Source organism: Arthrobacter castelli DSM 16402, from assembly GCF_000430705.1.
In the GTDB taxonomy this organism is placed as follows: domain Bacteria; phylum Actinomycetota; class Actinomycetes; order Actinomycetales; family Micrococcaceae; genus Arthrobacter_C; species Arthrobacter_C castelli.
The window spans coordinates 154628-180268 of record NZ_AUMN01000004.1 but is presented as its reverse complement, the minus strand read 5'-3'; the positions used below and the strand labels follow the sequence as shown (position 1 = coordinate 180268).

The window sequence follows — 25641 nt, the reverse complement described above, 5'->3', positions numbered from 1 at the left end:
CCGCTCTGCTTTGATGCTGCGGATGCCGGTGTTGAGTTCGGGGACAATCGGCTGCCGCCCGGCAGAATTCTGATCTTCATATTGGGCTCACACTTCTCGAAGGTGGAGGGGTGTATGCGAGCACCGCGTCACGTCGAGCTCAACGTCGCAGTAGTCTCCGTTCCATTGCGACGACGACAGCGCGGGTGCGGTCCTCGACGTCGAGCTTGGCGAAGATGCGCAGCAGGTGGGTTTTCACGGTTGCTTCGGCGATGAAGAGGCGGGCCGCAATCTCGGAATTGCTCAGCCCGGTCGAGACAGCTTCAAGAACCTCCACCTCCCGTGCCGACAAGGACCGCTGCTCCGGCATCCGCATCCGCGAGACCAGTTTGGCCGCAACGGCCGGTGCCAGTACGGTTTCGCCACGGGCCGCGGCGAAGACTGCCTCGATGATCGTCTCCCCGGCGGTGTCCTTGAGCAGGTATCCGACCGCCCCTGCCTCGACCGAGCGCATGATGTCCGCATCGCCGTCGTAGGTGGTCAGGACAAGAACCTTGGGGTTTGGATGGTCGGAGTGGATGCGCGCTGTCGCGCTGGCGCCGTCGAGGCCGGGCATCCGCAAATCCATTAGGACGACGTCGGGCTCCAACTCGGCGACCATACGTAGCGCCTCCTGCCCGTCACCGGCTTGGCCCGCGACGTCGATACCGTCCGAAGTGTTCAGCAATCCTGCAAGGCCGGCGCGGACAATGGGATGATCGTCGGCAATCACCACCCGGATCCGCTCAGGCATTGCCGACCTGCGCTGGTTGTCTTTGTGGATGCAGGTCCAGCGGGACTGTCGCCGAGACGGTAGTCCCTTCGCCGGGTGCCGACTGAAGGTCCAACCGGGCGCCGATCTCATCGAGCCGTGCTGCCATCCCCTCCAGACCGAACCCGTGGGTTGCCGTGCCGGGATCGAATCCGTCACCGTCATCATGGATCAACAGTGTCAGCCTTCTGTCAGGGGCCTCCAGACGGAGTGTGACATGCTCCGCTGAGGAATGACGCCTGACATTGTTGAGCGCTTCCTGGGCTGTGCGCAGGATGGCGATTTGCTGGACAGAGGACAATGGCGGCAGGGAGCCGGGCAGGGTCAGCACCAAGTCCGCGCCGGGGTCATCGGCAAATGATTCCTCTAAGCGGGCCAACGCATCGAGCAGGTCCGCTCCCTGAAGCGGCGCCGGCCCCGTGGCAGCAATCAGGGACCGCGCCTCCTGCAGACTGCTCCGGGCCGTGGATTGGATTCCCTGCAGTTGCTGCTCCAACGCCGTGGCCCCTGAACCTGGACTCTCTTTTCGCAACTGAGCCTGTGCCGCTTCGGTGAGCATGATGATGGACGTGAAGCCTTGTGCCAGCGTGTCGTGGATTTCGCGGGATATCCGCTCTCGCTCGGCCATGGCACCCTGCTCTCTGTACGAGGCGGTAAGTTCAGTCCGGGCAGCTTCCAGTTCCGCCAATAGCTCGCCACGGTCCTCGCTCTGGGCGATGATCTTGTAGATCCACAGTCCCAGCATGGTGCTGGCCACAAAGGTGGTGGCGGCCTGGACGACTGCACCGCTAAGCGATATTTCGGACTCGTTCCAGAACTGAAGCTGCGCAGCGCCCACCCCGATGCACAGAATTGCGGTGAAGGCGACGCCGCCCCTGGCCGTTCCGGCGAACATCCACATCTGCGGAAATGCCACAAACAGGATGACCATCCCGACCCCGCCTTGGCTGACCAACAGAATAACGACGGCGGTCAGCAACACCAGATATGCCTTCGGTTTCCAGGTTCTAAGATTCCGGTGCCGGGTGAGGAATGGATAGACGACACCGAGGCCGGCAAGGGCCAGCAGCATGGGAATTTTTTCGATCCCGGATCCGTCATACCCGACGATGATCAGCACCGCTGTGGTCAGGACGACGTAGAACGCCGCGTGCCACCATTTCATCCCGCCGACCCATACCGAACGATCCGGCCTCATGCGTTCGGCCCGGTCCTGCCTCGCGCTCATGGCCACAACTCTACTGTTTTTCCCGTGGTGCTCATTTCTGCGGTGGCCACTTGAACGTCAGCCGGACCACCACTAGTCCCACGATCAGCCAGAGCAGAATGACGACGGCCGAGAGTCCCAGATGCCAGGCTTGGCCTGGTTCGGCCATTTCCCATCCTTCAGGCAGGAACACCGATCGCATCCCGCTCGCCGTCCAGCGCAGTGGCGTCACATTAGCGATGTTCTGCAACCATTCGGGCAACCGGTGGAAGGGAAAGTAGACTCCGGAAGTGAAGGAGAGCAGCAAAACCGGCAATACGGTCAGGGTGGCGGCACTTTGAGCGGACTTGGCCAAGCAGGCAAACGCAATGCCGGCCATCGACCATGCGCCTGTGCTCAGTAACAACACCCAGGCAAAGGTGAACCATTGCTGTGGATCCGTTGGCATCGGCACATCCATCACGAACCCGGCAAACAGCAGCAGCAGCACGGTCTGGGTAACGATCAAGTACAGGGTCAGACCGGTCTTGCCGATGAAGTAGGACAGCGGCGGTAACGGCGTACCGGCCAGGCGCTTGATGGCGCCGTTATACCGCTCGGCCGCGACGTAGCCGCTCAGATTCTGGAATCCGCTCAGAATGGTGCCGAGGGCAATCAAGCCCGGCAGATAATACTGCGCCGGCGTGATCGGATCAACGACATCGCCCTCGGCACCGAAAGTGGGCTCATCGCCGAAGACAGTACTGAACAGACCCATGATCAGTATCGGGAACAACAAGATGAAAAACAGCGACGCGACATCCCGGTTAAATAGCACAATCTCGACGACGGTCCGTCTGCAGCCAAGCACGAAAGTATTGGGGCGCCAGGGCTTATCCGGGTCTCGAGCGCGGTTCAAAGACCTGCTGGCAGTGACGTTTGAGCTGCTCATGGCAGATCCTGCCGATTCCGGGGTTCGCTGGCTGGCTTTGGATCAACCGATTTCTGATGATCCAGCAGCTGCAGATAAATATCCTCGAGGGAGGGTCGGAAAACCTCCAGCAACTCCGGTTCCCGCCGTCCGCCGTCACTAATCCGCTGGATGAGCGAGGCAGGCTCGGTAGTGATCTGCTCATGTCTGCCCTCCTGATCGGTCCACCGCACCCGCGGAGTGCGTACCTCAGGCCCGCCGATGGTAGTGGGGGTACCTTCAGCGATGAGCCGCCCACCCGCGATAATGCCGAGGCGGTCGGCCAACTGCTGCGCTTCATCCAGATAGTGAGTGGTCAGGACAACGGTGGTCCCATCCTGACCGAGGCTGCGGATCAGCTCCCAGAATGCGCGGCGGGCCTCAGGGTCAAAGCCGGTGGTCGGCTCGTCGAGGAACAGCAGCTCGGGGTTGCCGATCAGGCCCATCGCCACGTCTGCGCGCCGCCGCTGGCCGCCGGAGAGGGCCTTGATCCGGGCGCTGGCCTTTTCTTCAAGTCCAACCGCGGCAACCACCTCGTCGACGCTCCTCGGGTTGGGGTAGAAAACGGCCAGGTTCCGCAGCGATTCTGCGACACCGAGCTCGCCGGCGTCGGTCGCTTCCTGCAGGACAACGCCGATCCGCGCCCGAAAAGCCGGTGATGCCTTGTACGGCCGGCAGCCGAGGACCCTCGCGGCCCCGCTCGTGGGCTTCCGGTGTCCTTCAAGTATTTCAATCGTGGTGGATTTGCCGGCACCGTTAGGGCCAAGCATGGCATAGGTTTCGCCGGCGCTGACCTCGAAGGTGACGTTGTCCACCGCATTGAACTGCCCGCCCTTGGGCTTCGCATACGACTTAGTTAACTGCTCGACTCCAATAATCGGTCCATCCTCCCGGACCCGCTTCGTCGGTTGAGTACTCAAAGATGTCAGTGCGTTCATATGATCAGCTTGCCGTGCCTATGGGTTCCGAAATGAGGCCCAATATACTGAACTTCGTGTCCACCGAACGGTGGACACCGCAGGTCAACGATTTCCGCCGTCCCATGCCCACCGGGACGATGACTGGTCACGTGGGGTCAGCTGATCGAAGCGTCCCTGGCGACTTCGCGGCGGGTGGGAGAATCTGACCATGAAGATGAACAAGACGTCTGTGAAGCTGCGGTCGGTGGCGCCGGTGTTTTCGACCACTGACGTGGCACGCTGGCTGGAGCACTACCGCGGTCTCGGGTTCGAGGTCGAGCCCCACAACGAGGAGTATGGGTTCGCCTCGCTGGGCCCCGTCGAGATTCACGTATCGCGCAACCAGGATCACGACCCAGCCACCACCGCTGGCTGCGCCTACCTCGATGTCGACGACTCTGACATGGTGTGGCGGCAGTGGTCGACCGCTCCCGACGGTAAAGACGTCGAACCGGTCGACACCGACTACGGCATCCGAGAGGGTGCCCACATCGACCCGGACGGCAACCTCCTCCGCTACGGCTCTCGGCACTAAGCAGCCAACGGCACCGCGTCCCGCCGTGGGATCCGCTTACGGTGTCAATGTCCGAAGCTATCTGCGCAAATGTCCGCACCCGACTGCACACAGTCAGCTGGAGCGTGGGCCCGGGATCACAACTTGCTAACTTTCTCCGCCCCGTGCGGGTTTCGTGGGCGATATGCGGGCCATGGTGGGCTCAAAATAGTGGGTATGGGGCTAAAACAGTGGTTCGGGAAACTGTGGAACGGGCAGGTGGGCGGCAGCGGCATCTCATCCGGTCTCTATCTGGTTCTGCTGGCCGGTGCATGGGTTTGGGTCGAGGTGGCGGGCCTGTCCCGGCCGGATACCATCACCGGATTCCTGGTCTGGTTATACGTCCTGCTGGCACTCGTCGTCATAGCGGCCTTGCTGGCCGGCTCAGCCGTGCGGATCATTTTCCTGCGGGCCAACCGCAGCAGAATCTCTGGCTGATGCATCCGGGTACGCTCCACACCGACACGTGATACGCGTCCGGCCCGTTCATGGTCCGCCACTGCGAACTCTGCCAGGCTTCGGAGAGCTGGATTGTTCGGATAACCGGGCTGCGGGAGCGAATTACGCCAGCACTGGCCCATTCAGACGACTGTGCGGTGCAGGGGCCCACCAGATTTCGCTTGACAGAGGCCGGTAAGCAACCAGAATAAAGTTGGGGAGCTTGTCCAGTTGCTTACCGACCAAGGGAACCGGGAACGGTTCAAACCGGTCCCCTGTCACACTCGCACTCGACACGAGGTACTAGCCAGCCTACCGGGCGAGCCTGAGCAATCGGTAAAATCCTGACGTGGAAAGGGTGGCCTCTTCCGGAGCTGGCGGGCCGCCCTTTTCCCATGGTCGAGGTCGGTCCACTGCCGCCCGCCCCGGAAATTTGCGCCTCAACCCAGGCCGTCCGCATTCCATACTGATTCGGATGAGGGTTTGTTCGTGCGTGGCCATGCCGGTTATGGACGGCTTGTCAATGCCTCGCGGTGCCACGGGGGTCGGACTAAGGTGGTGATATGGAGGATGTGGTGTTGGTGGGGATCGATGGATCACCGGCTGCATCGCGGGCGCTTGAAGTTGCTATCACCGAAGCCTGTGTACGCAGCTGGCCGCTTCATCTGATAAGCGTGTTTGCTCCGTCACTGGTGATTGATCCAACGGTCGGCTCGGTTTACGCCGGAGCGCAACAACACGAGTCCACGATGCTTCTTGAGGAGGCGGCCGAGCCGGCAATACGGCGCGGCCTGGAAGTGAGCACACGCATTGAGTCGGGCGAGGCGCATCGCGTACTCGCCCGGCATTCGGCACAGGCCGGGCTGGTGGTGGTTGGCAAGCATGGAAGGCACACGGTATCCGATCGTGTGTTGGGCGGTGTCTCCTCCTGGTTGGCCGCGCACGCCAACTGCCCCGTTCTCATCACTGCCCCGGCACGGGAAGGCCGGCCCTCCGAACCGGCCGTTGCTGCCGATGACAACGACTATGGGGGCAGCATTGTTGCCGCGGTCGATGGGAAAGCCCAGCAGTGCACGACTGTCCGGGCGGCGGCGCAGATGGCAAGGCTGCACAGCAAGCCACTGGTCATAGTATTAGTGCGGGGCACCTCTGGCGATGATCGGGTTCTGTCCGGGACGGAAACTATGCTGGAACAACTTCTCCAAGCTGCCCGGCAGGAACATCCCGATCTGGTGGTGAAATGGCAGGTCCGTCCCGGCCGGGCAGCCAAGGCCTTGATCGGGATTTCACATTCCGCTGACATGTTGGTGTTGGGCACCCGCGGCCATAGCGGCCTTACCGGACTCGTGCTGGGCTCGGTGAGCCAAGCAGTCTTGCTCGGAGGTACGTCCCCCGTAATGGTGGTGCCGCAACCATAGGCAGTTCCAGCGCGTTGGGGGTACAACCTGTCAACTCGTGCAAGGACCTTCGGCGGTCCCTCTGTGTCAGCCCTGGTAAACATTCCACCCGCATGGTTAGAAAGGTACGTTGGCGGTCTCAGTTGGAGGCATGATGAGCAGGCCGGTAATCCTCCCAGCCTTGTTGTAGGCGACTTTCCCGAGCCACTGGCCGGCCTCATAGTTGAGCAGAGTCTGGCCAACGGCCCGGTTCCCGGCTGAGTATCCTGTCCGCGTGTCAGCGGATGATATCCACTGACCAGAGCGGGTAATCACGTCATGCCACACTCCCATGACTTTCCTCTTCGTCAGAATGCGTGCGCAGATGAAGCTCATCTGAGCCTTCACAGAGCCGAAATCTTCTGCCGCGAGGGAGCCGAACACGCCCTCTGTCCGCGGGATCAGGTCAGTGTCCAACATACTCATGCGCTTTCTTTCGTTGCATCTGCATTAGTTATCCGTTGTCGCCTTCGCTGTACCACGGTCATTGTTGAGTTCTTTATATCTCGACCTCAATGGTCTGTGGCACCAAGAATCTGGGCTGCCGCTGGACTGGTTGTCTCGAGCTGGTAAACCAACGTTCAGCGGGCGCTTTCGGGCCGACTGTAAACCATGTAAACATGGCTCAGACTGTTCCAGCCCTTGGAGGCTTCCGCGCGGATTGATCGCAGAACCGTCTCTGGCGGTGGCACACTGGTAGTGAGGTACCGGCAATCGGGGGAGGGCAAGACGACAGTGGCTGGCAGTGGAAGCGCGTTTTCGGTAAGCCGCGCCGTGGCAGCGGGGGCCTTGGCATGTGTGGCTCTCACCGCTTGTGGAGGGTCGGGCGGAGGTGGCGGAGTCACCGAGGATCCCGACGGGTCGTTCAGCGGTGTGTACAGTCAGCAGTTCCACGATGACATCGACGGATATACCGGGCAGGAAGTAACCCTGACATCTCAAGTCCGCGACAACATCACACCTATGTTCTTCGCCATCGGCGGCACCGATGACTCCGGCACGGACGTTACAGGCGATGCCCTGCTGGTCGTCCATGATGGAGAAGTCGTTGTCACCGATGGTGCCGCTGTCGAGGTAACCGGGACGGTGCAGGAAAGCTTCGACGTTAGTGCCGTTGAGGAAGAGCTGGGAACGGAGCTGAATCTGAGCGCACTGGAGAACTGGGAAGGTGCTGCGTATGTGGATGCTGACGATGTCCAGGTCTTGGATACATAGCCACTATTAATACGACGGGTATGTCACCGGTGTTCTACAGTAGGAGTTTATCGTTTCGATACGAGGATGCCCGCCGCTGGCACAGGTGGGACGATATGCTTAACTCAGCCTAAACAGCACGGTCATCGAGGGGACTTTCTGGCCAGGGGGCGGGGGTTTGTGTATTACGGGTTATTGGAGACGCAGGATTTTCATGACGGTCTTCCAGAGGATCTGAGTGTTCTTTCCAACCAAGAACTGCTCCGGCTCCATACCAAGGCGTGTCAGGCAGTGGATTTTGAGTACTTTTTCGCGCGCCCGAATCCCGCCACACGATTGCGTTACAGGCTGCTCAACGCCGAAACTCTCCGCCGTGAAGCGCCAACACATCAAGGCCCGCAACAGAAATGTTAGGCCGAAGCGGCATAGGGAGGCGGTGACGCTGGATTCCCACGACCGCTTTGCTGAGGACCTGAATTTACCTGCCGCGAGGAACCGGAATGCTTCGAGACCGCACCATTGCCTCGCCTGTGACCACAGGCATTTGGAAATCGACCATATTCCGCAGCTCGTGGCGTAGCTGTACGGACGTAGTTTCAGTCAGGGAGGTTTCACTCCGTGCAAACCCGGTGCTGGCCGACGGTCAGCGCGTGGCGTGCTCGTCGTGGACGCGGTGGGCTTCGCGTACTTTCTGGCGGATTTTTTCGATGTCGTTGATCTTGTTGCGGTATTTCAGATCCATGCTGAAGATCTGCTTTTCCTCGTCCACCAGTGCCTGGTAGACGCGTTCCCGCTCGTTCGGGTCGTGGGTGTAGTCCGGGTCCAGGTAGTTTTCCGCGTGGCGGCGGGCATTGGTCACCGCGGTTTGGGCCTTGCCGGCCGGGCTGTACAGCGAGGCGATGATGGTCACCAGCAGCACGGCGACGATGACCGACAGCGACAGCCCGGTGGTGATTTCGAAGACCGGGGCCGGCTGGCCGTCGTTGATGAAGGGGACGGTGTTCTCGTGCAGGGCGTGCAGCACCAGCTTGACGCCGATAAAGGCCAGGATCGCGGCCAGCCCGTAGGACAGGTAGATCAGCCGGTCCAGCATGCCATCAATCAAAAAGTAGAGCTGGCGCAGGCCGAGCAGGGAGAACGCGGTGGCGGTGAAGACGATGAACACATTCTGGGTCAGCCCGTAAATCGCTGGTATGGAGTCAAGGGCGAACAGGATGTCGGTGCCGCCGATGGCCACCATCACCAGCAGCATCGGGGTCATCACTTTTTTGCCGTTTTCGACGGTGAACAGTTTGTCGCCGTCGTAATAGTCAGTGGTGTGGAAGACTTTGCGGGCGATGCGGATCATGAAGTTGTCCGCCGAGTGGCTCTCTTCGCTTTCGGGCTTGAGCATCTTGGCGGCGGTGAACAACAGGATCAGGCCGAAGAAGTAGAACACCCAGGCGAAATTGTTGATCAGCGCCGCGCCGAGGAAGATGAAGCCGGTGCGGGTGATCAGCGCGAAGATGATGCCGAACAGCAGCACTTTCTGCTGGTCCTCGCGCGGGACCTTGAAGCTGGCCATGATGATCAAAAAGACGAACAGGTTGTCGACCGACAGGGCCTTTTCGGTCAGGTACCCGGCGAAATATTCTCGGCCCATGGTTGTGCCGCCGAAGATCAGCACCGCGATGCCGAACAGGATTGCGATGCCGACGTAGGCGGCCGACCAAATGGCCGCTTCTTTCAGCGTGGGCACGTGGGCCTTGCGGACGTGGAAGAAGAAGTCGTAGGCCAGCAGCGCCAGGATAAAAGCAATGGTCAGTGACCATATGAGCGGGGAGACGGTCATGTTCTCTGCCTTCGAAGAGTTTCAACTGGTCGAAGCACAAGTCTCTCCACCGGCCGCCCGGCCGGCCACTGCACCCGGTCGGGCTTTCGCCTAACGTATTGACGGGTGCAGCGCTGAGGGATACTCTCCTACGCACCAACCAGCCTACCCGGCCACCGCGATCACCGCCACAGAATGAGACACAGCCAACCGTTGCAGCCGCCCCAATACAGGACGTGATGTGAGCCGCTTCGACTCGTTTGAGCACCGCAGAAGTGGGATACTGGACTCAGACCACCGTGCGATGAGTCCTCGGGGCGACACCTCATACGGTGGCCGTGCCCGCTGTAGTTTTCGCGCTATGACCGGAAGGGGATCGGCAGGTCGAGTTCATTGGCTCTATCTGAATCTGAACGTGAAGAATTAGCCAGGCTGGAAATGCGGCTCAGTTCTGACGACCCACGGCTGGCGCAGTCGTTCTCTGCTGCCCGGGAGCAGGAACCGTCACAGGATCCGCTGGTGTTCGAACTGACGATGATCGCAGTCGGAGCCTTCATCCTGATGGTCGGTGTGGCCGCCACCGCAGTGATTCTGGCCTTGAGCGGAATAATCGTCACAGTCATGGCAATCGCCCGGATGGTTCCGCGCTGGCTCAAGTCCGCACCACGGGACCTTTCGAGAAGAACATAATCATTGAAACCTCTGCAGCCCACCCGCCCAGCGCCCCGGATCCCTTCGAAAGCGTTCCGGACCGCCCGGGTACACGCCATCGCTCTTGGCACCCTTGGTGCCTCCCGGCCCGGTCCACACCCGCGGCGGCGCGGGTGTGGCCAATATGGTCAGCGCGACCCTATGAGGGGCACACAGGGTCGAATGCCTGCTCTTTGCATCAATCAGTTCCTGCCCTGACGTGCTCATCGCATGCTCTGGTTGGGTGTATTGCGTGGGCGGGTCAGAGGCCAGGTGATTAACGTCCACAGGACGATGACGGCTAGCAGTTCGACCACCAGGTACCAGGGCCACGGTCCCATCAGGTCCAGCACTGAGGGATTAGCGGGTTTGGCATTGAGGAATCCGTAGTTGGTGCCGGCCACGGTGTTGAAGCAGAGCACCACAACAGCCCTGCCGATGGTGACCGTGACCGCAATACGGAAGGCGGCCCAGTCCGGTCGCAGGCCCAGGCCCCAGGTCAGGTACACAGCGGCCCAGACAACGAGGGCATGCTGCAGCCAAAAGTCAATGAAGGCAAAGTCGGGAAATCCCGGGCGCATCGCCGGGGTGATCATCGCCTGCGGGTTGAGGGTCAAGCCCCAGTAAAAGGTCAGCGCGAAGGCCCACCTCGAACGCGTCCACAGCGCGTACACCGCCGTCATCCAGGTCAGATCCGAAATGTGCAGTGGCAACGACGAGTCGATGCTCCACCGTGCCGGCAACATATCGACAATCAACATCGTGCCCGCATAGGCGGCCAAGACGATGGCGAAACCATGGGTAAAATCTTCCCTTGCCCGGCCAGCCCGCAGGGCACGGCCCGCCCACACCAACAGCACCGCCCCGGCAGCAACCAACAGTAGAACCACCCAGTGCGAGAAACTGAAGGGGATGAAGGTCCGCTCCGTGGCCAGCACCGTCAGCCGCCCTTCCCGTCTGAGGCAGCCATCCACCGCACGTGGCGCCACCTGCACAGGATTTCATGGCCAGCCCCGGCTGCTGCAGCCATCAGCGGCGCCAGCCCGGGGCCAGGGGCGGCTTGCTGTGCCGGGCCCGTCTGCGACTCAGCCATATGGACACCCCCGACCAACATCTGCTTCCCCTCACCCACCACGACACCAGCGACCGCAACAGGCATGGGCCAGCCCGGCGTCCACACCAGCATAGAGCTCCCACAGTACGCAGCGACGGGTAACAAACAGCCCTGAAAATCTCGTAGGAGTTGTTGGACACCTACAAGTGTCCATTCCAACTTCCTTGGACTGCGCTGGAAGATCGAGTCCGCCTTCGACGTGCTCAAGACGCCTCAACGCGGCCTGCAGGCGGTCGAAGTCCCCCGAACTGGTGGTCTAGGAGATCTTCGGGCACCTCAGCTGCCACTACGCCATCCGGTCACTGATGTTCGATGCCGCCGAACACGCCGGACGCGTTCCCGACCGGGTCTCCTTCGTCGCCGCCCTGCGGATCAGCCGCAGATCCATCGCCCCAACAGGGCCAAACCTGTAGTTCTCATTCGCATGAACCATAAAACGAACATCTCGAAATGAACCACGAGCGTGCGCGTCTTCGACCACAGTCCATCGGCGCCGATGAGAACGCTGCCGTGCGGCACTCCCGTCTTCGAACCGCGCGCCGGCCTCATCGGGGCTCTGATCCACGTTAACGAGTCGCTTTCCGGAACCGCTCCACATCAGCATCCGTCATGCCGGGAACCCGGCCGCCTTGACCCGCTCGACTGATCTATAGCGGTGACCGGCCCGCCGACCCCCGCACCGATGACAATCGCCTTGTCCATCACACCCCGTCGCCTGCCCGCACTCGCCACGGCATCGGGTATGGTCCCGCGGTTAAACTCGGACAGCGACCCTGTGCCGACCCGGATCGTCAATGGGCCGGACGAGGCTGTTGACCGTGGGAGTACGGCTATCTGAATGTCCTGTGCCAACGGGGAGTACTCCGCCCCCGGTGAGACCCATAGCGCCAGATAAGCCACGCCGCCGACGCCCACAGAATCACGGCGCAGCCAGGGCAAACAACGACCAGCACAATGTTCAGCCCCGTTCCCGACAGCGCCAGAGCAAAGCCGGTTACACCTACAGTGATCATGAACCCTGCGATCCACCAGTGCTGGGGCCACCGGAAGAGCCGGGCTAACGGCAGGAAGTGCGCTCCCACTACTGTCGCTATCAGAGCCGGGATCCAAGCGGCCTCGCCGGCCAGATTTGCCACGGTGATCGCCAGGACGATCCCTGCCGTCTGTCCAAGGTTGATCAGTGCGAACTGCCGCCGCACGTTCGGTCCGTACCCAGCCTGCGCGCTGATGCCAGTCAACTGCGCCAGGGTCAGAACGAACAGGACGATCCCGATGGCGAGTCCACCCCCGACGCTAATCGCTACCCAGGCGCCGGGCATACCCGTGGTCCCGAACAGCCACCACAGCGTGCCAAATCCTGCCATCACGAGGCCTGGGGCGCGGGCCCCTTCCCGCCGTGGCTGGATCTTCATACCGGCCCCGGCCTCCGTTCACCGCCACGGCTCTGCTGTCCGGAGCACCCATAGCCAATCATCATTGCCTCCATGCTGCTGTATCACGGAGGATGGCCGCCCAGCGGTTCACCCTTGCCACTGATGATCACCGGCTATGCCATCCCTCACCCACTGTGAGCCTTGTCTTTTTGATCATCACGGTCAGCTTCAGGGTCCCGCGCGAGGACCTGCAGAAGGTGCTGCTGTTCGGCATTAAGTTCGCTCTGGACTCCAGCCCGGCCATTTACCGGCTGACACAGAATGTGTTCATTGTCTTCGCTTTTTGCCCCGTATACTTGCGACCGAACAGGTGGCCTTTCTGCCTGGGGTTGACTGTTGACTCCCCACTTCCGGATACCGGCCGCTTCGCTGATCATTATATTGGCCTTAGCCAGGGTCCGCCCATGCCTGCTTCCTTTAGCGGGCCGGATCACGATGGCAGTTGCCGAATGAGTCGCTAAGCTTTCGAAACCTGTAAATTAGAGGCCATGGATGGCGATACGCTGCTGAATCTTCTGCTGGTTGTGCTGTTTGTGCTGATCGGCGGTTTGTTCGCCGGCACGGAGATGGCCATCGTGACCCTGCGCGAGAGCCAGGTCAAGCAGATCGAGCGGTCCGGCCGCCATGGGCCGAAGACAGCAGCGCTGGTGCGGAATCCGAATTTGTTCCTCTCGGCCGTGCAGATCGGTGTCACTGTCGCCGGGTTCTTCTCATCAGCTTACGGCGCCGCGACACTGGCTCCCGATGTCGCCCCGATACTGATCAGCTGGGGGTTGCCCGACGGGACCGCCGACACCGTGGCGCTGATCGCCATGACACTGCTCATCGCTTACCTCTCCCTCATCCTCGGTGAACTGGTGCCCAAGCGTTTAGCCATGCAGCGGGCCGAAGGATTCACCAAGGTCCTGGCACCGCCACTGAACGTGTTCGCCAAACTCATGCGACCGGTGATCGGGCTGCTGTCCGTCTCGACCAATGCCGTGGTCCGGCTGCTCGGCGGGAATCCGAAGGTCGCCACCGAGGAAGTCAGCGCCGAAGAACTGCGCGAGATGCTCGTCGATAACCGCTCCATCCAGTACGAGCACCGGGGGATCCTCGCCGGCGCTTTTACCGCCGGCAACCGGCTGGTCCGTGAAGTCATGCAACCACGCACCGACGTGGCCTTCCTCGACAGCACCCTGAACATCGAGCAAGCCCGCACCGTGATGCGGGACTTACCCCACACGCGATACCCCGTGCTCGGCGAATCGATCGACGACATCATTGGGTTTCTGCACATTCGCGATGTATACGAACAATCCAACACAGCAACACCCGTGGCCGAACTGGCCCGCCCGATCCTTCCCCTACCGGGGACCAATAAAGTGCCCCAATCCCTGGCGTTGATGCGGGCCGGCAACCACCAAATCACCTTAGTGGTCGATGAATACGGTGGAACCGCCGGAATTGCGACCCTCGAGGACCTGGTCGAAGAATTCGTCGGAGAAATCTACGACGAGTACGATCCCGACCCGGCACCAACGGGCCAAGGCCCATCGTCTCAGCCGGCTGTCGGGGAAAGTATCGACATCGACGCAGGGCTGATCCTGCAGGAAATCCCCTCCCTGATCGGAGTGGAACTGCCTGATGACGGCTCCTACGAAACCATCGCCGGATTCCTCATCGACCGATTCGGCCGCGTGCCCGATACCGGCGACAGTCTCGAATACGCCGGCCACCGGTTCGAAGCGCTCCAAGCCACCGAATCCCGCGTGGAACGCATACGCATCACCCGCCTCGCCGAAGACGCGACGGCCGAAGGAGCCTGACCCCTGCCTCAACACAGGCTAGCCGGGCGGGCCAACGGCAGTGCGCTAAGCAGTACTCATTGATGCGTCAGATGAGATTTCTGCGGTCGTAGCTGATCGGGGCGCCGGTCATCGGTTCTTTGTGACGGTCCTCGATCAGACGCAGGTAGGTAGTCGATGCCCGAGGCGGCGTTGGCTGCGCCGGGATCCGCGTCGCGACTCGCGGCGGCGGTCTTGGGGTGAACGTGGCGGCGGATGTCGAGCAGGACCGCGTCCGGTGTGCCGGGGGCGCCGCCGGGGCCGGTCACGGTGATCGGAGCGGTCAGGTCGAACGGGTCATAGACGAGTTCGACATGGGCTTCGAGGTCATCGATGTCGGGTGAACCTCCGGTCACCATACATCGATCGAGAGGAAGTATGCTGATTATCGTTTCAATGGCTCTATCGCCAGCCGTGACGGCTTGCGTGTCATGGACACACGAAATGTTTTAGTCCCAGCGGAATAGCACGGCCGCAACTGTGAAACCCAGGACAGTTGTGACACCGAGGCTTATCAGGTGGACCGGTTCGACCGCGAAGCCAGCCCAAACCGCAGACAAAGCTTGCACAGTGGCACCGAAGGGGAGCCACTCGCCAACTGCTGCGACCGGTTCGGGCAAAGCTGCCCGCCCGCCGAATAAACCACCGAGGGCTGCGAGGGCGAAGAACACGATCAGTCCGATGGCCACGGCAGAATTCGGTGTCGGCGCAACGGCTGCGACGACCATGCCGAGGGCATACATCGCAGCCATCGCGAGAACGAAAATGCCGAGGGCCGCGCCGGGCTGGACGGGTGGATTGGCGTCGAATATCAAGACAGCCACGGCCAGTGCTGCGGTGATCCCGATGACCGCCTGAATCACGCTCACGACCACCTGAGCCACAAGCACCATGGCAGGTGAGGCAGGGGTGACGGAGAGCCGGCGCAGAATTCCGGCACGGCGATAGTAGGCCAGGAAGCTTGGCATGTTAATGATGCCGATGGTAGAGATAACCAAGGTCAGTACCAGGGGCAGGACGAACACATCCAGGGCAGTACGTCCGTTGGCCACCACCTCGTCGGTCGCCGCCGAGGCACTCATCACCAGGATCAGGAGAGGCAGGCCGATTGGAACAACCAGACCAGCAGTGTCCCGGGCGACCATCTTGGCCTCGCACTGAATCAGAGACAGCCATGCTCCGGCTCCGGGGCGATGGGCTTCGACCGCGATGCTCATTCCGGGTCCTCCAGTTCATTTCCGGTGAGTGTGACAAAAGCGTCGTCGAGGTTTTCGGCTCCGGCGCGGGAAACGAGGCCGGAGGACGAATCGAGGGCGATAATGCGTCCGGAGTCAATGAGGGCCACGCGGTCGCAGAGGCGTTCGACCTCCTCCATCACGTGGCTCACCAGCAGGATGGTGACGCCGTCGTCCCGAAGGCCTTCGATCGCCTTCCACATCTGACGCCTGGCCCGCGGGTCGAGACCCGTAGTGAGCTCGTCAAGGATCACTATGCGGGGGCCGCCGGCGAGAGCGAGAGCGATGGAGAGCCGTTGCTGCTGGCCGCCGGAGAGCCTGCCGAAGCGGACCTTGCCCTGCTCTCCCAAGCCGACCAACTGCAGCAACTCTGATTCGGGCCGGGGATCCGGATAGAAACTGCGGTACAGCGTAATGAGCTCCGTGACGGTCAACGCATCATGCAGGTAGGCCTGCTGCAACTGGACCCCCAGGATCTGACGGACCTCCGCACGGTCTTGCTGGGGGTCCAGGCCGAAGATGCTGACACGTCCCCGGTCCGGCTTGCGCAATCCCGCAATCATCTCCACCATCGTGGTCTTGCCCGCGCCGTTCGTACCGAGGACGCCGAGCACTTCACCACTATCGATGTGCAGACTCACATCGTCGACGGCGACCTTGTCGCCGTACCGCTTGCGGAGATTTTCGATGCGGATAGCTGGATCTGGACTGTTCACAGCAACGACATTAGCCAGCCCGGGCAGCGCTGGGCGTGTGCTAAAGGTCAGTAATGCAGTCCATGACTTCCGGCACCCTCGGTCTTGGGGACGCAAACCTTACGATAGGGGTATGCCTAAACTCGGGTCCGAGGAATGGTCGGGGCTGGCGATGCTCGTGGTATCGGTCGCCGTGGCCGGGCCGGTTCTGTTCGACGTGGTCCAGACCACGATTCCGCGCGGCTGGTGGATCACTTTATTCACGCTGCTCATCGTCGCTCTGCTGGTCGCCGCGGTCAGTGAACGACCGACCAGACTCCGGTATATTGCATACGCGACGACGGTTGTATCGTCCTGGGTAGTGGTGCTGACAGCACCGAATATGGGACTGTTGCCGGTCCTGCTGGTCGTCACTGCGGCGGTGGGCGCCTACATCATCCCGTTGCGGTTGGGGTTTGTCGTCGTCGGACTCAACACGGCCGTGCTGGCGTTCGGTATCGTTCAGCAGGCAGATCCCGTGACTGAAGCGATGATCTCCGCTGGCTTCTACCTGCTCATCCAGCTCGCGGCATTGCTCGGCTCGGTCGCGCTCATCCGTGAGCAGCGGATGCGCCGCGAGCTGACTGAGGCCCACATTGACCTGCAAGCGGCAACGGTCCTGCTGTCGGAGTCGGCCCGCACCACTGAACGACTGAGAATATCGCGTGACTTGCACGATCTGATCGGCCATCAGCTGACCGTCCTGACCCTTGAGCTGGAGACGGCCCGGCACCGCGACGGTGAGCGAGCCGGTGAGCACATCGAACGGGCCAACTTCGTCGCCCGTGAGCTGCTGGCAGACGTCCGCGCCACTGTGGGTGAGCTCCGGGCCGAGCCGCCGGACCTCACACAGGCGCTGGGCGAGGTGGTGCGGAACTTGCCGGGCCTTGATGTGTGGGTCGATGTCGACGCCGGGGTGCGGATCGGCGAGCAGCAGACCACAGCTCTTGTCCGGACCGTGCAGGAGGTCGTTACCAACACGATCCGGCACGGCGACGCCCGCGAGCTGTGGATTGAGGTCTCGGCCGATGAGACCGGCGTCATTCTGACCGCGGTGGACGACGGGCGGGGAGCAAGTGATCTGGTTCCAGGTAACGGGTTGCGTGGCCTAACAGAGCGGATCGAGGCGCTGGGGGGCGATGTGACATACGGCGGTAAAGCAGGGTTCATGGTCACCGCACGGGTGCCGGCCACATGACCCGGATCGTAGTGGTCGACGACCAGGCTCTCGTACGCCAGGGAATCCGGAACTTGTTGGAAGTGGCCGGGTTCGACGTCGTGGGCGAGGCCGACGACGGACAGGCCGCGCTGGACGTCGTCGCGGCGACCGTGCCGGATGTGATCCTGCTCGACCTGAGGATGCCCCGGTATGACGGCATCTGGACGCTCTGCCAGCTGCGCGGGCGCGGCATCGAGATCCCCGTGCTCGTGCTAACAACCTTCGATGACGACGCACTCGTCCTCGAAGCCCTGCACGCCGGCGCGCGAGGGTACCTGCTCAAAGATGTGACGCTGGAGCAGCTGACTCATGCGGTGCACACTCTCGCTGACGGAGGGACGCTGATTGCGCCGTCGATTACCGACCGGCTGCTTCGGGCAATCCGCACTGGCCCATCGCCAGTCCATACCGATGCTCCGCCAGTGCAGGATCTCACCGAACGCGAGATGGAAGTATTGCGGCTCATCTCTATGGGATACGGAAACCGCGATATTTCCGAGGCATTGTTCCTCGCTGAGGGTACGGTAAAGAACCACGTTTCGGCGATCCTGCTCAAGCTCGGCGCCCGGGACCGGACCAACGCCGTCCTGCGGGCACTCCACGAAGGAATCCTGCGCTAGCTTGCACAGTCAGTAGTGGTTTGATTGGTTATAGTGCTCCTATGCAATCTGCTGCTGAGGCATTCACTCCTTATGGCCCCTTGTTGATCATCGCCGGGTTCTTGCCGCAGCCCGCGGACGAAGGGGCCCTTAGACGCACGGGCCGAAGGCACGACCGCCGCAACGTGAGGGCGACATAAGCCTCTGACAACGTGGACCACTGACATCGGAAGGGCCGCCGGACGAAGAGAAGTTTTGCAGCTTAGGACGGAGAGTTCAACCAGATTTCTTCAACCGACGGGTCATCGAGCAAAGGCTGCAACGGTCCGTAACCGGCGACAGCGTCATATACATGCTTACGAGCCCGCTCGACATGGCCTAAGGGCGGCAACGATCCCAACAGCGCACGCTCGTCATAATCGGAGACTGCGGCCTCGACCAAACGGTGGATCTCAAACGTTTCAGTGGCAGGATCCAGTCCGCGTCGGCGAATGAGTTCGCGCACCTCATCTTCGACAATCCGTACTGCATCCATTTATGGTCCCCGTTCCGGAGAAGTCACCGCCGGTGAATGTGCGCCCCCGGTACGGTCGAGCCCCCTTGAAATTGCGACTGTATGGTCAAGAAGCCTAGAACGAATCGTCCCGCGGGTCTACACCAGCGCTCACGGAGCTGTGGACAAGGCACCCGTTTCCGGGCCCGTCCGGCATCGTTGACTATCTTTATCCACAAGTGGATCTATCGTGCACCGATTCGCTCCGTACTCTGTCTATTCTTCTCTCAGACGCGAGCGAAGGGAGTCATCGGATGCGTCTTCACGTGACTGTTGCCGCGGCACCGGGACTGGCCTTACCGGCAGTAGCCGGGCATCCTGGCGACGGATTGCTGTCGGGCTTGAACCGGGGCCCTGCCGAGCTCGTCCTGGAGCTGGACTCTGCGTCCGGCCGTCTCGTCGAGGAACGACTGGGGCATGAAATCCCGTGTCCGGCACGTTTTTGGGTGGATGGCAGCAGACTCAGCGACCTGAACGCGGGACACCCGCCCCTGGTTTCAGGCGCTGTCATTCTTGCCGGTCCGGTGCATGGTCCCGCCCCTGCACGCCCCGATGGCAGCCCGGATGCGCTGATATTCTCGGTACTGTCCGGTCCGGACACGGGCCGGGTTCACGTATTGAAGCGTGGACGTTACACCATTGGACGAACGACTGCAGACATCCCGATCGCGGATCCGCAGCTGTCCCGCAGGCACGCAGAGCTCATCGTCGAACCGACAAGCATCCTGATCGCCGATCAGGGCTCGTCCAACGGGACGACCATCGATGGAAGCAAGACGGAATCGGACCTGATCACCACCGCCTCAAGGATCCGGATCGGAACCTCAATGTGCGCGCTTCGCTTCGCCTCCGGTTTTCCTGATCTCGATGCTGCCCCCATCGATCCTTCGGAGCCTTTGACCGTTCACCGCGAGCTGGCAAGCCAGCGCCGTGGGATCATGCTGATTACAGCCATCCTCCCGGTCACCATCGGAGTCGCACTCGCCCTGATCACGGGAATGTGGATGTTCCTCGCGTTCAGCGCCATGTCCGCGTTGACGATGCTGATACCGGTTCTCGGCGGGCGCAAACACCGCAAGAAGTTCCAAAGGGAATTGGCAACGGCCAACCGTGACGACGCGGCCCGCCGCAAGGCAACTACGCCATCGGTGGCGGAGACAATCCGGCACACCGTCCATCACGCCGGTGGCACCTGTTCCGCCGCGGAGAGCCACGGCCGGCAGCCCCCTGATGATTGCGGACCGCTGTCAGGCTGGATCCGCTTGGGGGCAGCCGACCAGGCGGCCAATGTTCGCCTGGATCCCCCTGACAGGGACTTCACCCCGACCCTCCTGCATGACCTGCCGGTAGCTCTGGACCTGGCGCGACGCACACACCTCGACGTCACCGGAAACGGTAAGCAGATCACGGGGTTGCTGCGGTCGCTGGTCATCCAAGTATCCTCATGGACCGACGGTTCCCGCCGCCGTCTCATTTTCTATGGCGTCGGTGAACAGATGCCGGCCGCCGTACGGTTTCTTCCCCAAGCCGAGCTGATTCAGACTTTGAACGGCCTGATCGGATCACTGCAGACGGCAACGGATCAGTGCATCGTGCTCTTCATGCCGGCTAAAGCTCCTGTCACCGAAAACCTGCAGTTGCAGCTGCAGGAACTGGCCACCGCCAGGCGGCTCATCACTATCCGCTATGCGGAGCAACCGCCCCAGGCTGACGTTCCAACCGTTACGCTGCTTCGTGACGGCGCCGTTCTAAAGAATGCCGGACCTGTACTTGAGTTCGTCCCGGACCTCGTCAACGCAGCAGCCTTTGAACGCTACTGCCGGAACAGGGCCAGACTCGATATGGCTGCCGGCCCGGGATATGGCGGCGGTAAAGCCCAGGCGCTGCCTGGGCTAAAGGCACTGGACAAGTTGGTGGACCCGGCGCCGGAGCGAATACTTGAACGCTGGGCGCAAGACCATGACATCCGGCTTGGTGCGCCTGTCGGGGTGAGTTCATCCTGTGACATGTGGATCGACCTCGACAGGGACGGCCCGCACCTGCTGGTGGCCGGCACTACAGGATCTGGAAAGTCTGAACTGCTCAGAACGATGATCATGTCCCTGTGCCTCAATCACTCCCCCCTTCTGATGAACTTTCTGCTGGTGGACTTTAAGGGCGGTTCCGGGCTCAGCCCGTTACGGAAGCTTCCGCACAGCGTCGGGCTGCTTACCGACCTATCGGCAGAATCGATGGAGCGGGCGATGGAATCGCTGCGGGCAGAAATCCGACGCCGCGAGTCGCTGTTCGCTTCGGTTGAGGCTGCAGACATTGCCGCCTATCAAAGACTTCGTGGGCATGACATGGAGGAAGTTCCGCGGCTGATCGTGGTAATCGATGAGTTCCGAATGCTGCTCGAAGAGATACCTTCCGCCATGGACGAATTGTTGCGCATCGCTGCGGTGGGACGTTCTTTGGGACTCCACTTGGTCATGGCGACACAGCGGCCTCAAGGCGCTGTGTCGGCGGACATCCGCGCCAATATCACCACCAGCATCTCGTTACGCGTGCAAACGCCCATGGAGTCCCAAGACATCCTCGGGACCTCCGATGCCGCCGACATCAGCGTTACGCTGCCCGGCCGCGCCTATCTGAAGCGGAGCGGAGAACCCGTTCGAGAGTTTCAATCGGCCTCGTCGTCCTTGATGCGGGCGACAAGTAGTCCCGTTGGCGTCCAACGCCTTGAAAGTTTCCTCCTCCAGGATGCCGCTTCTCAAGTCCGCCAAAACGCGCACGGCGAGGAAGAATCATCATTGGCCCGCTACGTCGATGCGGCCTGCCAAGCTTGGCGCACGGTCGATGGCACGCAACCGCGTCAGCCGGTGCTGCCCGACTTGCCGGACCGGATTGGCGCTTCGGCGGTCGCCGATCTGCTGCGGCCGGCCGACGTCGGCAGCCCGAAAGCCGACGGCGCCCGCCCCGAAGTCACGCTGGGGTTGCTCGACATTCCGGCCCGCCAGGAACAACTGGCCTTGCAGTGGAGTCCCCGGCGTGATTCACATTTGGCCGTCGTGGGCGGCCCCCGCAGCGGTGCCAACGACACGCTGCGCCACGTAACCGGTCAGCTGCTGACCGGCGATCTCAAAAGCGTGCATTTGTATGTGCTCGACGGCGATGGCAGCCTGCCTGGACTGGGCGAAAACCCTCAGGTGGGGGCTTATGTCACCGGCCACGATCTGCGCCGTGCGGCAAGAGTAGTACAACGACTTGGACAGAGCGTCGCAGAACGGTTGACGGCCGGGCAGCGGCCCGTTGCGGGCAGCGCAGCGGCCCATGTTGCTGCGGATCACTCAACCGCCGGCGCGCTACCCGATCTCGTTCTCGTTATTGCCGGGTGGGGCAGGTGGCTGTCCGCGTTGAGGAGCAGCCCTTGGGCACAGGCGGAGGACACTCTTCAGGACGTGGTGCGGGACGGGCGCACGGCATCAGTCACCGTGCTGATCAACGGCGACCGCGAATTGGTGACCTCCCGAATGTTCAGCAGCATTGAGAACCGCTTGTTTCTACCTACCGGAGCGAGCGCAGAGACGCTGATGGCCTGGCCGCGGCTGCCTCCGATGAAAAAGGTTCCGGGACGGGCCTATGTCCAAGGGAGTATCGCACCGCATCCCGGCATAGCCCAATTGATGCCATGCGGCCGAGGTGGATGGCCGCCGCCCCACGGCTCTCGCACCGGCGGTGAGCCGACATCCGATGATCCTTTCCGGGTCGATGCGCTGCCCCGGGTGCTGCGGGCCGCGGACCTGCCGGCGCACGAAACCGGGCCGGACGAGTCCGTCGTGGGTGTCAAGGGTGACCACCTTCAACCCGCAGTGATCCGAGTCCCGCCGCTGTCCGTCTACTTAGTGCTCGGCGGCCCCAAGTCCGGAAAGACTTCGGCACTGAAAATGCTGGCCATCCAAGGGCCAAAGCAGCGTCGGTGGATCCTTGCCCGGATGTCCTTTGACGACCACTCCGAAGCTCCGTCGCTGATTTCCGCTCATAACCAGTCGCCCATTCGGCAGTCCGCACCGGCGGTGCCCACCATGATTCTGGTCGATGACGTGGACCATCTCTCCCCGCAGGCGCAGCACCAGCTGACGCAGTTCCACAACAGTGGATACGGAGTCATAATGAGTGCTTCCAACAACCCGGCGCTGATGTCCCGGATCCCACTGGGTGCCGAGGCACGGGCTGCTGGACGAGGCATGATCCTGATGCCTCAGTCGCCATTTGACGCCGATTTCTTTGGACTACGAATTGAGCCGGACCCGACATCAGTTCCGGGGCGCGCCGCCATCATCGACGGACAACACTATGAACAAGCCCAACTACTCCAACTGCCTGACAGCCCCGGTTGAGCTCGCCGGCCGCAGGAACCTCGCCCTACAGGGCAGCCGGCGGTTGAGACGTCCGGGACATAAACGCCACAACCCTGCGTTGAAACAGCAGCACGACCGCGACGACTGGAGGCACCAGCAAACACAGCCCGTAAAGAACGTAGCCACCGGTCAGGGTCGGCACGGCAATAACCAGCATGAACAGCTGCCACGTCAGGATCGCCGCCCGTGTCCAGCTGTAGCCCCGCCACAGGAAATGGCCGACGACGAACAACCACGCGGACAACAGCAGCAGCAGCACCAGCATGAACACGGCGCCACCTAACGAGGCCGGTGTCGACGTGGCCAAACCGTAAAGATAAAAGCCGGCCGCCGCGAGAAGGGCCAGCGCTTCCAAAATCACCACGGCGGCTATCAGGACTACTCCAGCCGGACGCCCTGGGCCCGTTTCACCGTCATCACGGCTGGCGTCAGGAGGGAGGTTTGAGGCTGATTTCGACACACTCGAACCCTACCGGAGTACGCGCAGTGCCCTTAAAAGCTGTGATGCATCGCTCACATGATAGGCCAATTCCGCCTGCGCTACCTCTTGTTTACGCCGATTTAACGTGAAAAGCTTTAGAAAGGAAATGTGGGGGCCGGTAGGTCGGCCCCTTTGCTTTGGAGCCACTCGTGAATGTTTTCACAATGGGCGATTCATCTTGAAGGAGTAAGTGATCAGCATGGATTGGCGTAGTCGCGCAGCGTGCTTGGATAAGGATCCGGAACTGTTTTTTCCGGTTGGAAATACGGGTCCGGCCCTGCTCCAGATAGAAGAGGCGAAGAGTGTGTGCCGCCGTTGCCCTGTCATCGACACCTGCTTGCAGTGGGCCTTGGAGTCCGGGCAGGACGCGGGTGTATGGGGCGGAATGAGTGAAGACGAGCGCCGTGCCCTCAAGCGCCGGGCAGCGCGCGCACGCCGCGCCTCCTAACTGGAGAAATTCGAGCGTCAATGTCGCCGGGTCTTCACAGGCCCGGCGACATTATCGTGTGCACTCCCCGCTCGTCACCACAGTTCACCGCCGGTCATAGCGCCGGCACGGCGGGAATCTCCATGTCAATGCGCACCTTCGTACCTCCGGCGTCGCGGTCTGCCCACTCAATGGTGCCCCCAAGCTCGCTGGCCACGAGTGTGCGGACAATCTGAACGCCCAGCCCCTCACGAGTATTTTCCGCCGGGCGACCGGCCCCGTCATCGGACACCGAAACGCTGAGCATCTCCTTGCCGTCGGGCTGCGTTTTGCGGTCCGCCGAAAGCCACACGGTCCCCTGCCGGCCGGCGAGTCCGTGTTCCACGGCGTTGGTGACCAGCTCATTGATTACCAACGCCAGCGGTGTCGCGAAGTCGCTGGGCAGCTCTCCGAATCGTCCCTGGCGCTCGGTGGCCACCTTCTGAGTGGGAGTCGCGACTTCGGCAGACATCCGGAACTGACGGTCGATCAGCTCATCGAAGTTGACGTTCTGAGTCAGCCCCTGGGACAGGGTCTGATGCACGGAGGCGATGGTGGATACCCGGCGCATTGCCTGCTCCAAGCCTTTGCGGCCCTCCTCACTTTGCATCCGACGGGATTGCATCCGCAACAGGGCGGCCACCGTCTGGAGATTGTTCTTCACCCGATGGTGGATTTCGCGGATAGTGGCATCCTTCGAAACCAGCTCCATTTCCCGCCGCCGCAGTTCTGAGACGTCCCGGCACAGGATCAGCGCGCCGAACCGTTCTTTCTCGTCCCGCAATGGTATGGCCCGCAGGGACAGGCTGACGCCGCGTGATTCAATCTCCGTACGCCATGGCATCCGCCCGGTGACGACCAGTGGCAGCGTTTCATCCACCAGCCGCCGTTCCTTGAGCAGGCCGGTGGTGATCTCCGCCAGTGGGCGGCCCTCCAGTGTCTCGACGTCGCCGAGACGCCGGAAGGCCGACACCCCGTTGGGGCTGGCGTACTGGACGATGCCTTCCGCGTCGAGCCGCATCAGCCCGTCTCCAACGCGTGGCGCCCCGCGCCGGGAACCCGTGGGTGAGGCGAAGTCCGGCCACAGGCCAAGCGTTCCCATCCGCAGCAAATCATAGGCGCATTGCCGGTAGGTCAGCTCCAGCCGGGAGGGCATCCGCGAACTCGACAGATCCATGTGGGTGGTCACGACGGCCAGCGTCCGGCCGTTTCGCACCATCGGAACAGCCTCGACCCGCATCGCCATTTCCGTCGTCCAGTTGGTTTCGCTGGAACGTTCCATCTGCTGGTTGTTCCATGCCGAGTCGACCAGCGGGACCATGTCGCTTCGAATGCGTTCCCCCACGAAATCGCTGTGGAAGACGGTATGGGACGTCGATGGGCGGACATGGGCCAACGCCACGAACCCGCCGTCGGGCATCCGGAACCAGAGTGCCAAATCCGCGAAGGCCAAATCGGCGACCATTTGCCAGTCCCCGACCAGCAGATGCAGCCACTCGGCATCCCCCGGCCCGAAATCAGCGTGTTCCGTGATCGGGTCGGTGAATATCGCCAT

Annotated in this window: 23 protein-coding genes and 2 pseudogenes; 11 read left to right on the top strand and 14 right to left on the bottom strand. The window is 61.8% G+C overall.

The features are described 5' to 3' along the window. Positions 1–139: 139 nt before the first annotated feature. From H535_RS0106835 to H535_RS0106820, 4 genes are read right to left on the bottom strand one after another with little or no spacing between them, the layout of a single operon-like run. Positions 140–772 (bottom strand): response regulator, encoded by a 633-nt coding sequence (locus H535_RS0106835; RefSeq protein ID WP_026818967.1) that lies wholly within the window; start codon positions 770–772, stop codon positions 140–142. Further along, positions 765–2018 (bottom strand): sensor histidine kinase, encoded by a 1254-nt coding sequence (locus H535_RS27645; RefSeq protein ID WP_051298670.1) that lies wholly within the window; start codon positions 2016–2018, stop codon positions 765–767. Before H535_RS27645 ends, H535_RS0106835 begins: the two co-directional genes overlap by 8 nt. Positions 2019–2049: 31 nt before the next feature. Then, positions 2050–2928: an ABC transporter permease gene (locus tag H535_RS0106825; RefSeq protein WP_026818966.1), complete on the bottom strand. Its 879-nt coding sequence runs from the start codon at positions 2926–2928 to the stop codon at positions 2050–2052. Next, a complete protein-coding gene (locus H535_RS0106820) occupies positions 2925–3884 on the bottom strand; it encodes an ABC transporter ATP-binding protein (RefSeq protein WP_051298668.1) in 960 nt (319 codons plus the stop codon). Before H535_RS0106820 ends, H535_RS0106825 begins: the two co-directional genes overlap by 4 nt. A gap of 190 nt (positions 3885–4074) precedes the next feature. Between H535_RS0106820 and H535_RS0106815 the strand changes: the two genes are divergently transcribed. The 3 genes from H535_RS0106815 to H535_RS0106805 all read left to right on the top strand — a co-directional run bounded on the left by H535_RS0106815 (position 4075) and on the right by H535_RS0106805 (position 6314). Continuing rightward, entirely contained in the window at positions 4075–4440 is a 366-nt protein-coding gene (locus tag H535_RS0106815) for a bleomycin resistance protein (RefSeq protein ID WP_051298666.1), read from the top strand. 195 nt (positions 4441–4635) lie between these two features. Continuing rightward, positions 4636–4896, top strand: a complete 261-nt coding sequence (locus H535_RS0106810) for a hypothetical protein (protein ID WP_155838590.1) — start codon at positions 4636–4638, stop codon at positions 4894–4896. 563 nt (positions 4897–5459) lie between these two features. Then, positions 5460–6314 carry a universal stress protein gene (locus tag H535_RS0106805; protein ID WP_026818962.1) on the top strand — a complete coding sequence of 285 codons (855 nt, stop codon included), beginning with the start codon at positions 5460–5462 and terminating at the stop codon, positions 6312–6314. Positions 6315–6410: 96 nt separating this feature from the next. Here H535_RS0106805 and H535_RS23905 read toward each other — a convergent pair whose 3' ends face one another. Then, positions 6411–6758, bottom strand: coding sequence for a hypothetical protein (locus tag H535_RS23905; RefSeq protein ID WP_051298664.1), 348 nt, complete (start codon positions 6756–6758; stop codon positions 6411–6413). A gap of 372 nt (positions 6759–7130) precedes the next feature. On the opposite strand from H535_RS23905, the gene H535_RS0106795 reads away from it, so the two are divergent. Then, positions 7131–7547, top strand: a complete 417-nt coding sequence (locus H535_RS0106795; RefSeq protein ID WP_162144856.1) for a hypothetical protein — start codon at positions 7131–7133, stop codon at positions 7545–7547. A gap of 622 nt (positions 7548–8169) precedes the next feature. On the opposite strand, the gene H535_RS0106785 is transcribed toward H535_RS0106795, so the two are convergent. Continuing rightward, positions 8170–9357 (bottom strand): TerC family protein, encoded by a 1188-nt coding sequence (locus H535_RS0106785; RefSeq protein WP_026818959.1) that lies wholly within the window; start codon positions 9355–9357, stop codon positions 8170–8172. A gap of 372 nt (positions 9358–9729) precedes the next feature. Here H535_RS0106785 and H535_RS0106780 point away from each other — a divergent pair, with 372 nt between their 5' ends. Further along, a complete protein-coding gene (locus H535_RS0106780; RefSeq protein ID WP_162144855.1) occupies positions 9730–10026 on the top strand; it encodes a DUF3040 domain-containing protein in 297 nt (98 codons plus the stop codon). Positions 10027–10250: 224 nt separating this feature from the next. Here the strand turns inward: H535_RS0106780 and H535_RS0106775 are convergent, their stop codons facing one another. Then, entirely contained in the window at positions 10251–11015 is a 765-nt protein-coding gene (locus H535_RS0106775; protein WP_245580199.1) for a YwaF family protein, read from the bottom strand. A gap of 297 nt (positions 11016–11312) precedes the next feature. Here H535_RS0106775 and H535_RS29845 point away from each other — a divergent pair. Next, positions 11313–11553, top strand: a pseudogene (locus H535_RS29845) (IS4 family transposase); the annotation flags it as partial. A gap of 417 nt (positions 11554–11970) precedes the next feature. On the opposite strand, the gene H535_RS27640 reads toward H535_RS29845, so the two are convergent. After that, positions 11971–12552: a hypothetical protein gene (locus H535_RS27640; RefSeq protein WP_051298662.1), complete on the bottom strand. Its 582-nt coding sequence runs from the start codon at positions 12550–12552 to the stop codon at positions 11971–11973. Positions 12553–13061: 509 nt separating this feature from the next. Between H535_RS27640 and H535_RS0106750 the strand changes: the two genes are divergently transcribed. After that, on the top strand, positions 13062–14381 hold the full coding sequence (locus H535_RS0106750) for a hemolysin family protein (RefSeq protein ID WP_026818954.1): 1320 nt from the start codon (positions 13062–13064) through the stop codon (positions 14379–14381). Between the two features lie 56 nt (positions 14382–14437). Here the strand turns inward: H535_RS0106750 and H535_RS0106745 are convergent, their stop codons facing one another. From H535_RS0106745 to H535_RS0106735, 3 genes are all read right to left on the bottom strand, one after another. Then, complete coding sequence (locus tag H535_RS0106745; protein ID WP_026818953.1) at positions 14438–14758, bottom strand: hypothetical protein; 321 nt, start codon at positions 14756–14758, stop codon at positions 14438–14440. A 90-nt stretch (positions 14759–14848) separates the two neighbouring features. After that, entirely contained in the window at positions 14849–15616 is a 768-nt protein-coding gene (locus H535_RS0106740) for an ABC transporter permease (protein WP_026818952.1), read from the bottom strand. Beyond that, the gene (locus H535_RS0106735; protein WP_026818951.1) at positions 15613–16350 is read right to left on the bottom strand and encodes an ABC transporter ATP-binding protein; all 738 of its coding nucleotides are present in this window, start codon (positions 16348–16350) and stop codon (positions 15613–15615) included. Before H535_RS0106735 ends, H535_RS0106740 begins: the two co-directional genes overlap by 4 nt. A 112-nt stretch (positions 16351–16462) precedes the next feature. Here H535_RS0106735 and H535_RS0106730 point away from each other — a divergent pair, with 112 nt between their 5' ends. Together H535_RS0106730 and H535_RS0106725 are read left to right on the top strand one after the other, a co-directional pair. Next, entirely contained in the window at positions 16463–17566 is a 1104-nt protein-coding gene (locus tag H535_RS0106730; RefSeq protein WP_035768558.1) for a sensor histidine kinase, read from the top strand. Continuing rightward, a complete protein-coding gene (locus H535_RS0106725) occupies positions 17563–18207 on the top strand; it encodes a response regulator (protein WP_026818949.1) in 645 nt (214 codons plus the stop codon). The genes H535_RS0106730 and H535_RS0106725 overlap by 4 nt, the downstream gene beginning before the upstream one ends. A gap of 244 nt (positions 18208–18451) precedes the next feature. Here the strand turns inward: H535_RS0106725 and H535_RS0106720 are convergent. Continuing rightward, positions 18452–18721, bottom strand: a pseudogene (locus H535_RS0106720) (CpaF family protein); the annotation flags it as partial. Between the two features lie 272 nt (positions 18722–18993). Between H535_RS0106720 and H535_RS0106715 the strand changes: the two are divergent. Further along, complete coding sequence (locus tag H535_RS0106715; protein ID WP_026818947.1) at positions 18994–23118, top strand: type VII secretion EssC family protein; 4125 nt, start codon at positions 18994–18996, stop codon at positions 23116–23118. A 25-nt stretch (positions 23119–23143) separates the two neighbouring features. Here H535_RS0106715 and H535_RS0106710 read toward each other — a convergent pair whose 3' ends face one another. Beyond that, a complete protein-coding gene (locus H535_RS0106710; protein ID WP_155838588.1) occupies positions 23144–23599 on the bottom strand; it encodes a hypothetical protein in 456 nt (151 codons plus the stop codon). Between the two features lie 220 nt (positions 23600–23819). Between H535_RS0106710 and H535_RS0106705 the strand changes: the two genes are divergently transcribed. Continuing rightward, a complete protein-coding gene (locus tag H535_RS0106705) occupies positions 23820–24068 on the top strand; it encodes a WhiB family transcriptional regulator (protein ID WP_026818945.1) in 249 nt (82 codons plus the stop codon). A gap of 94 nt (positions 24069–24162) precedes the next feature. Here the strand turns inward: H535_RS0106705 and H535_RS0106700 are convergent, their stop codons facing one another. Then, positions 24163–25641, bottom strand: coding sequence for a sensor histidine kinase (locus H535_RS0106700; RefSeq protein ID WP_026818944.1), 1479 nt, complete (start codon positions 25639–25641; stop codon positions 24163–24165).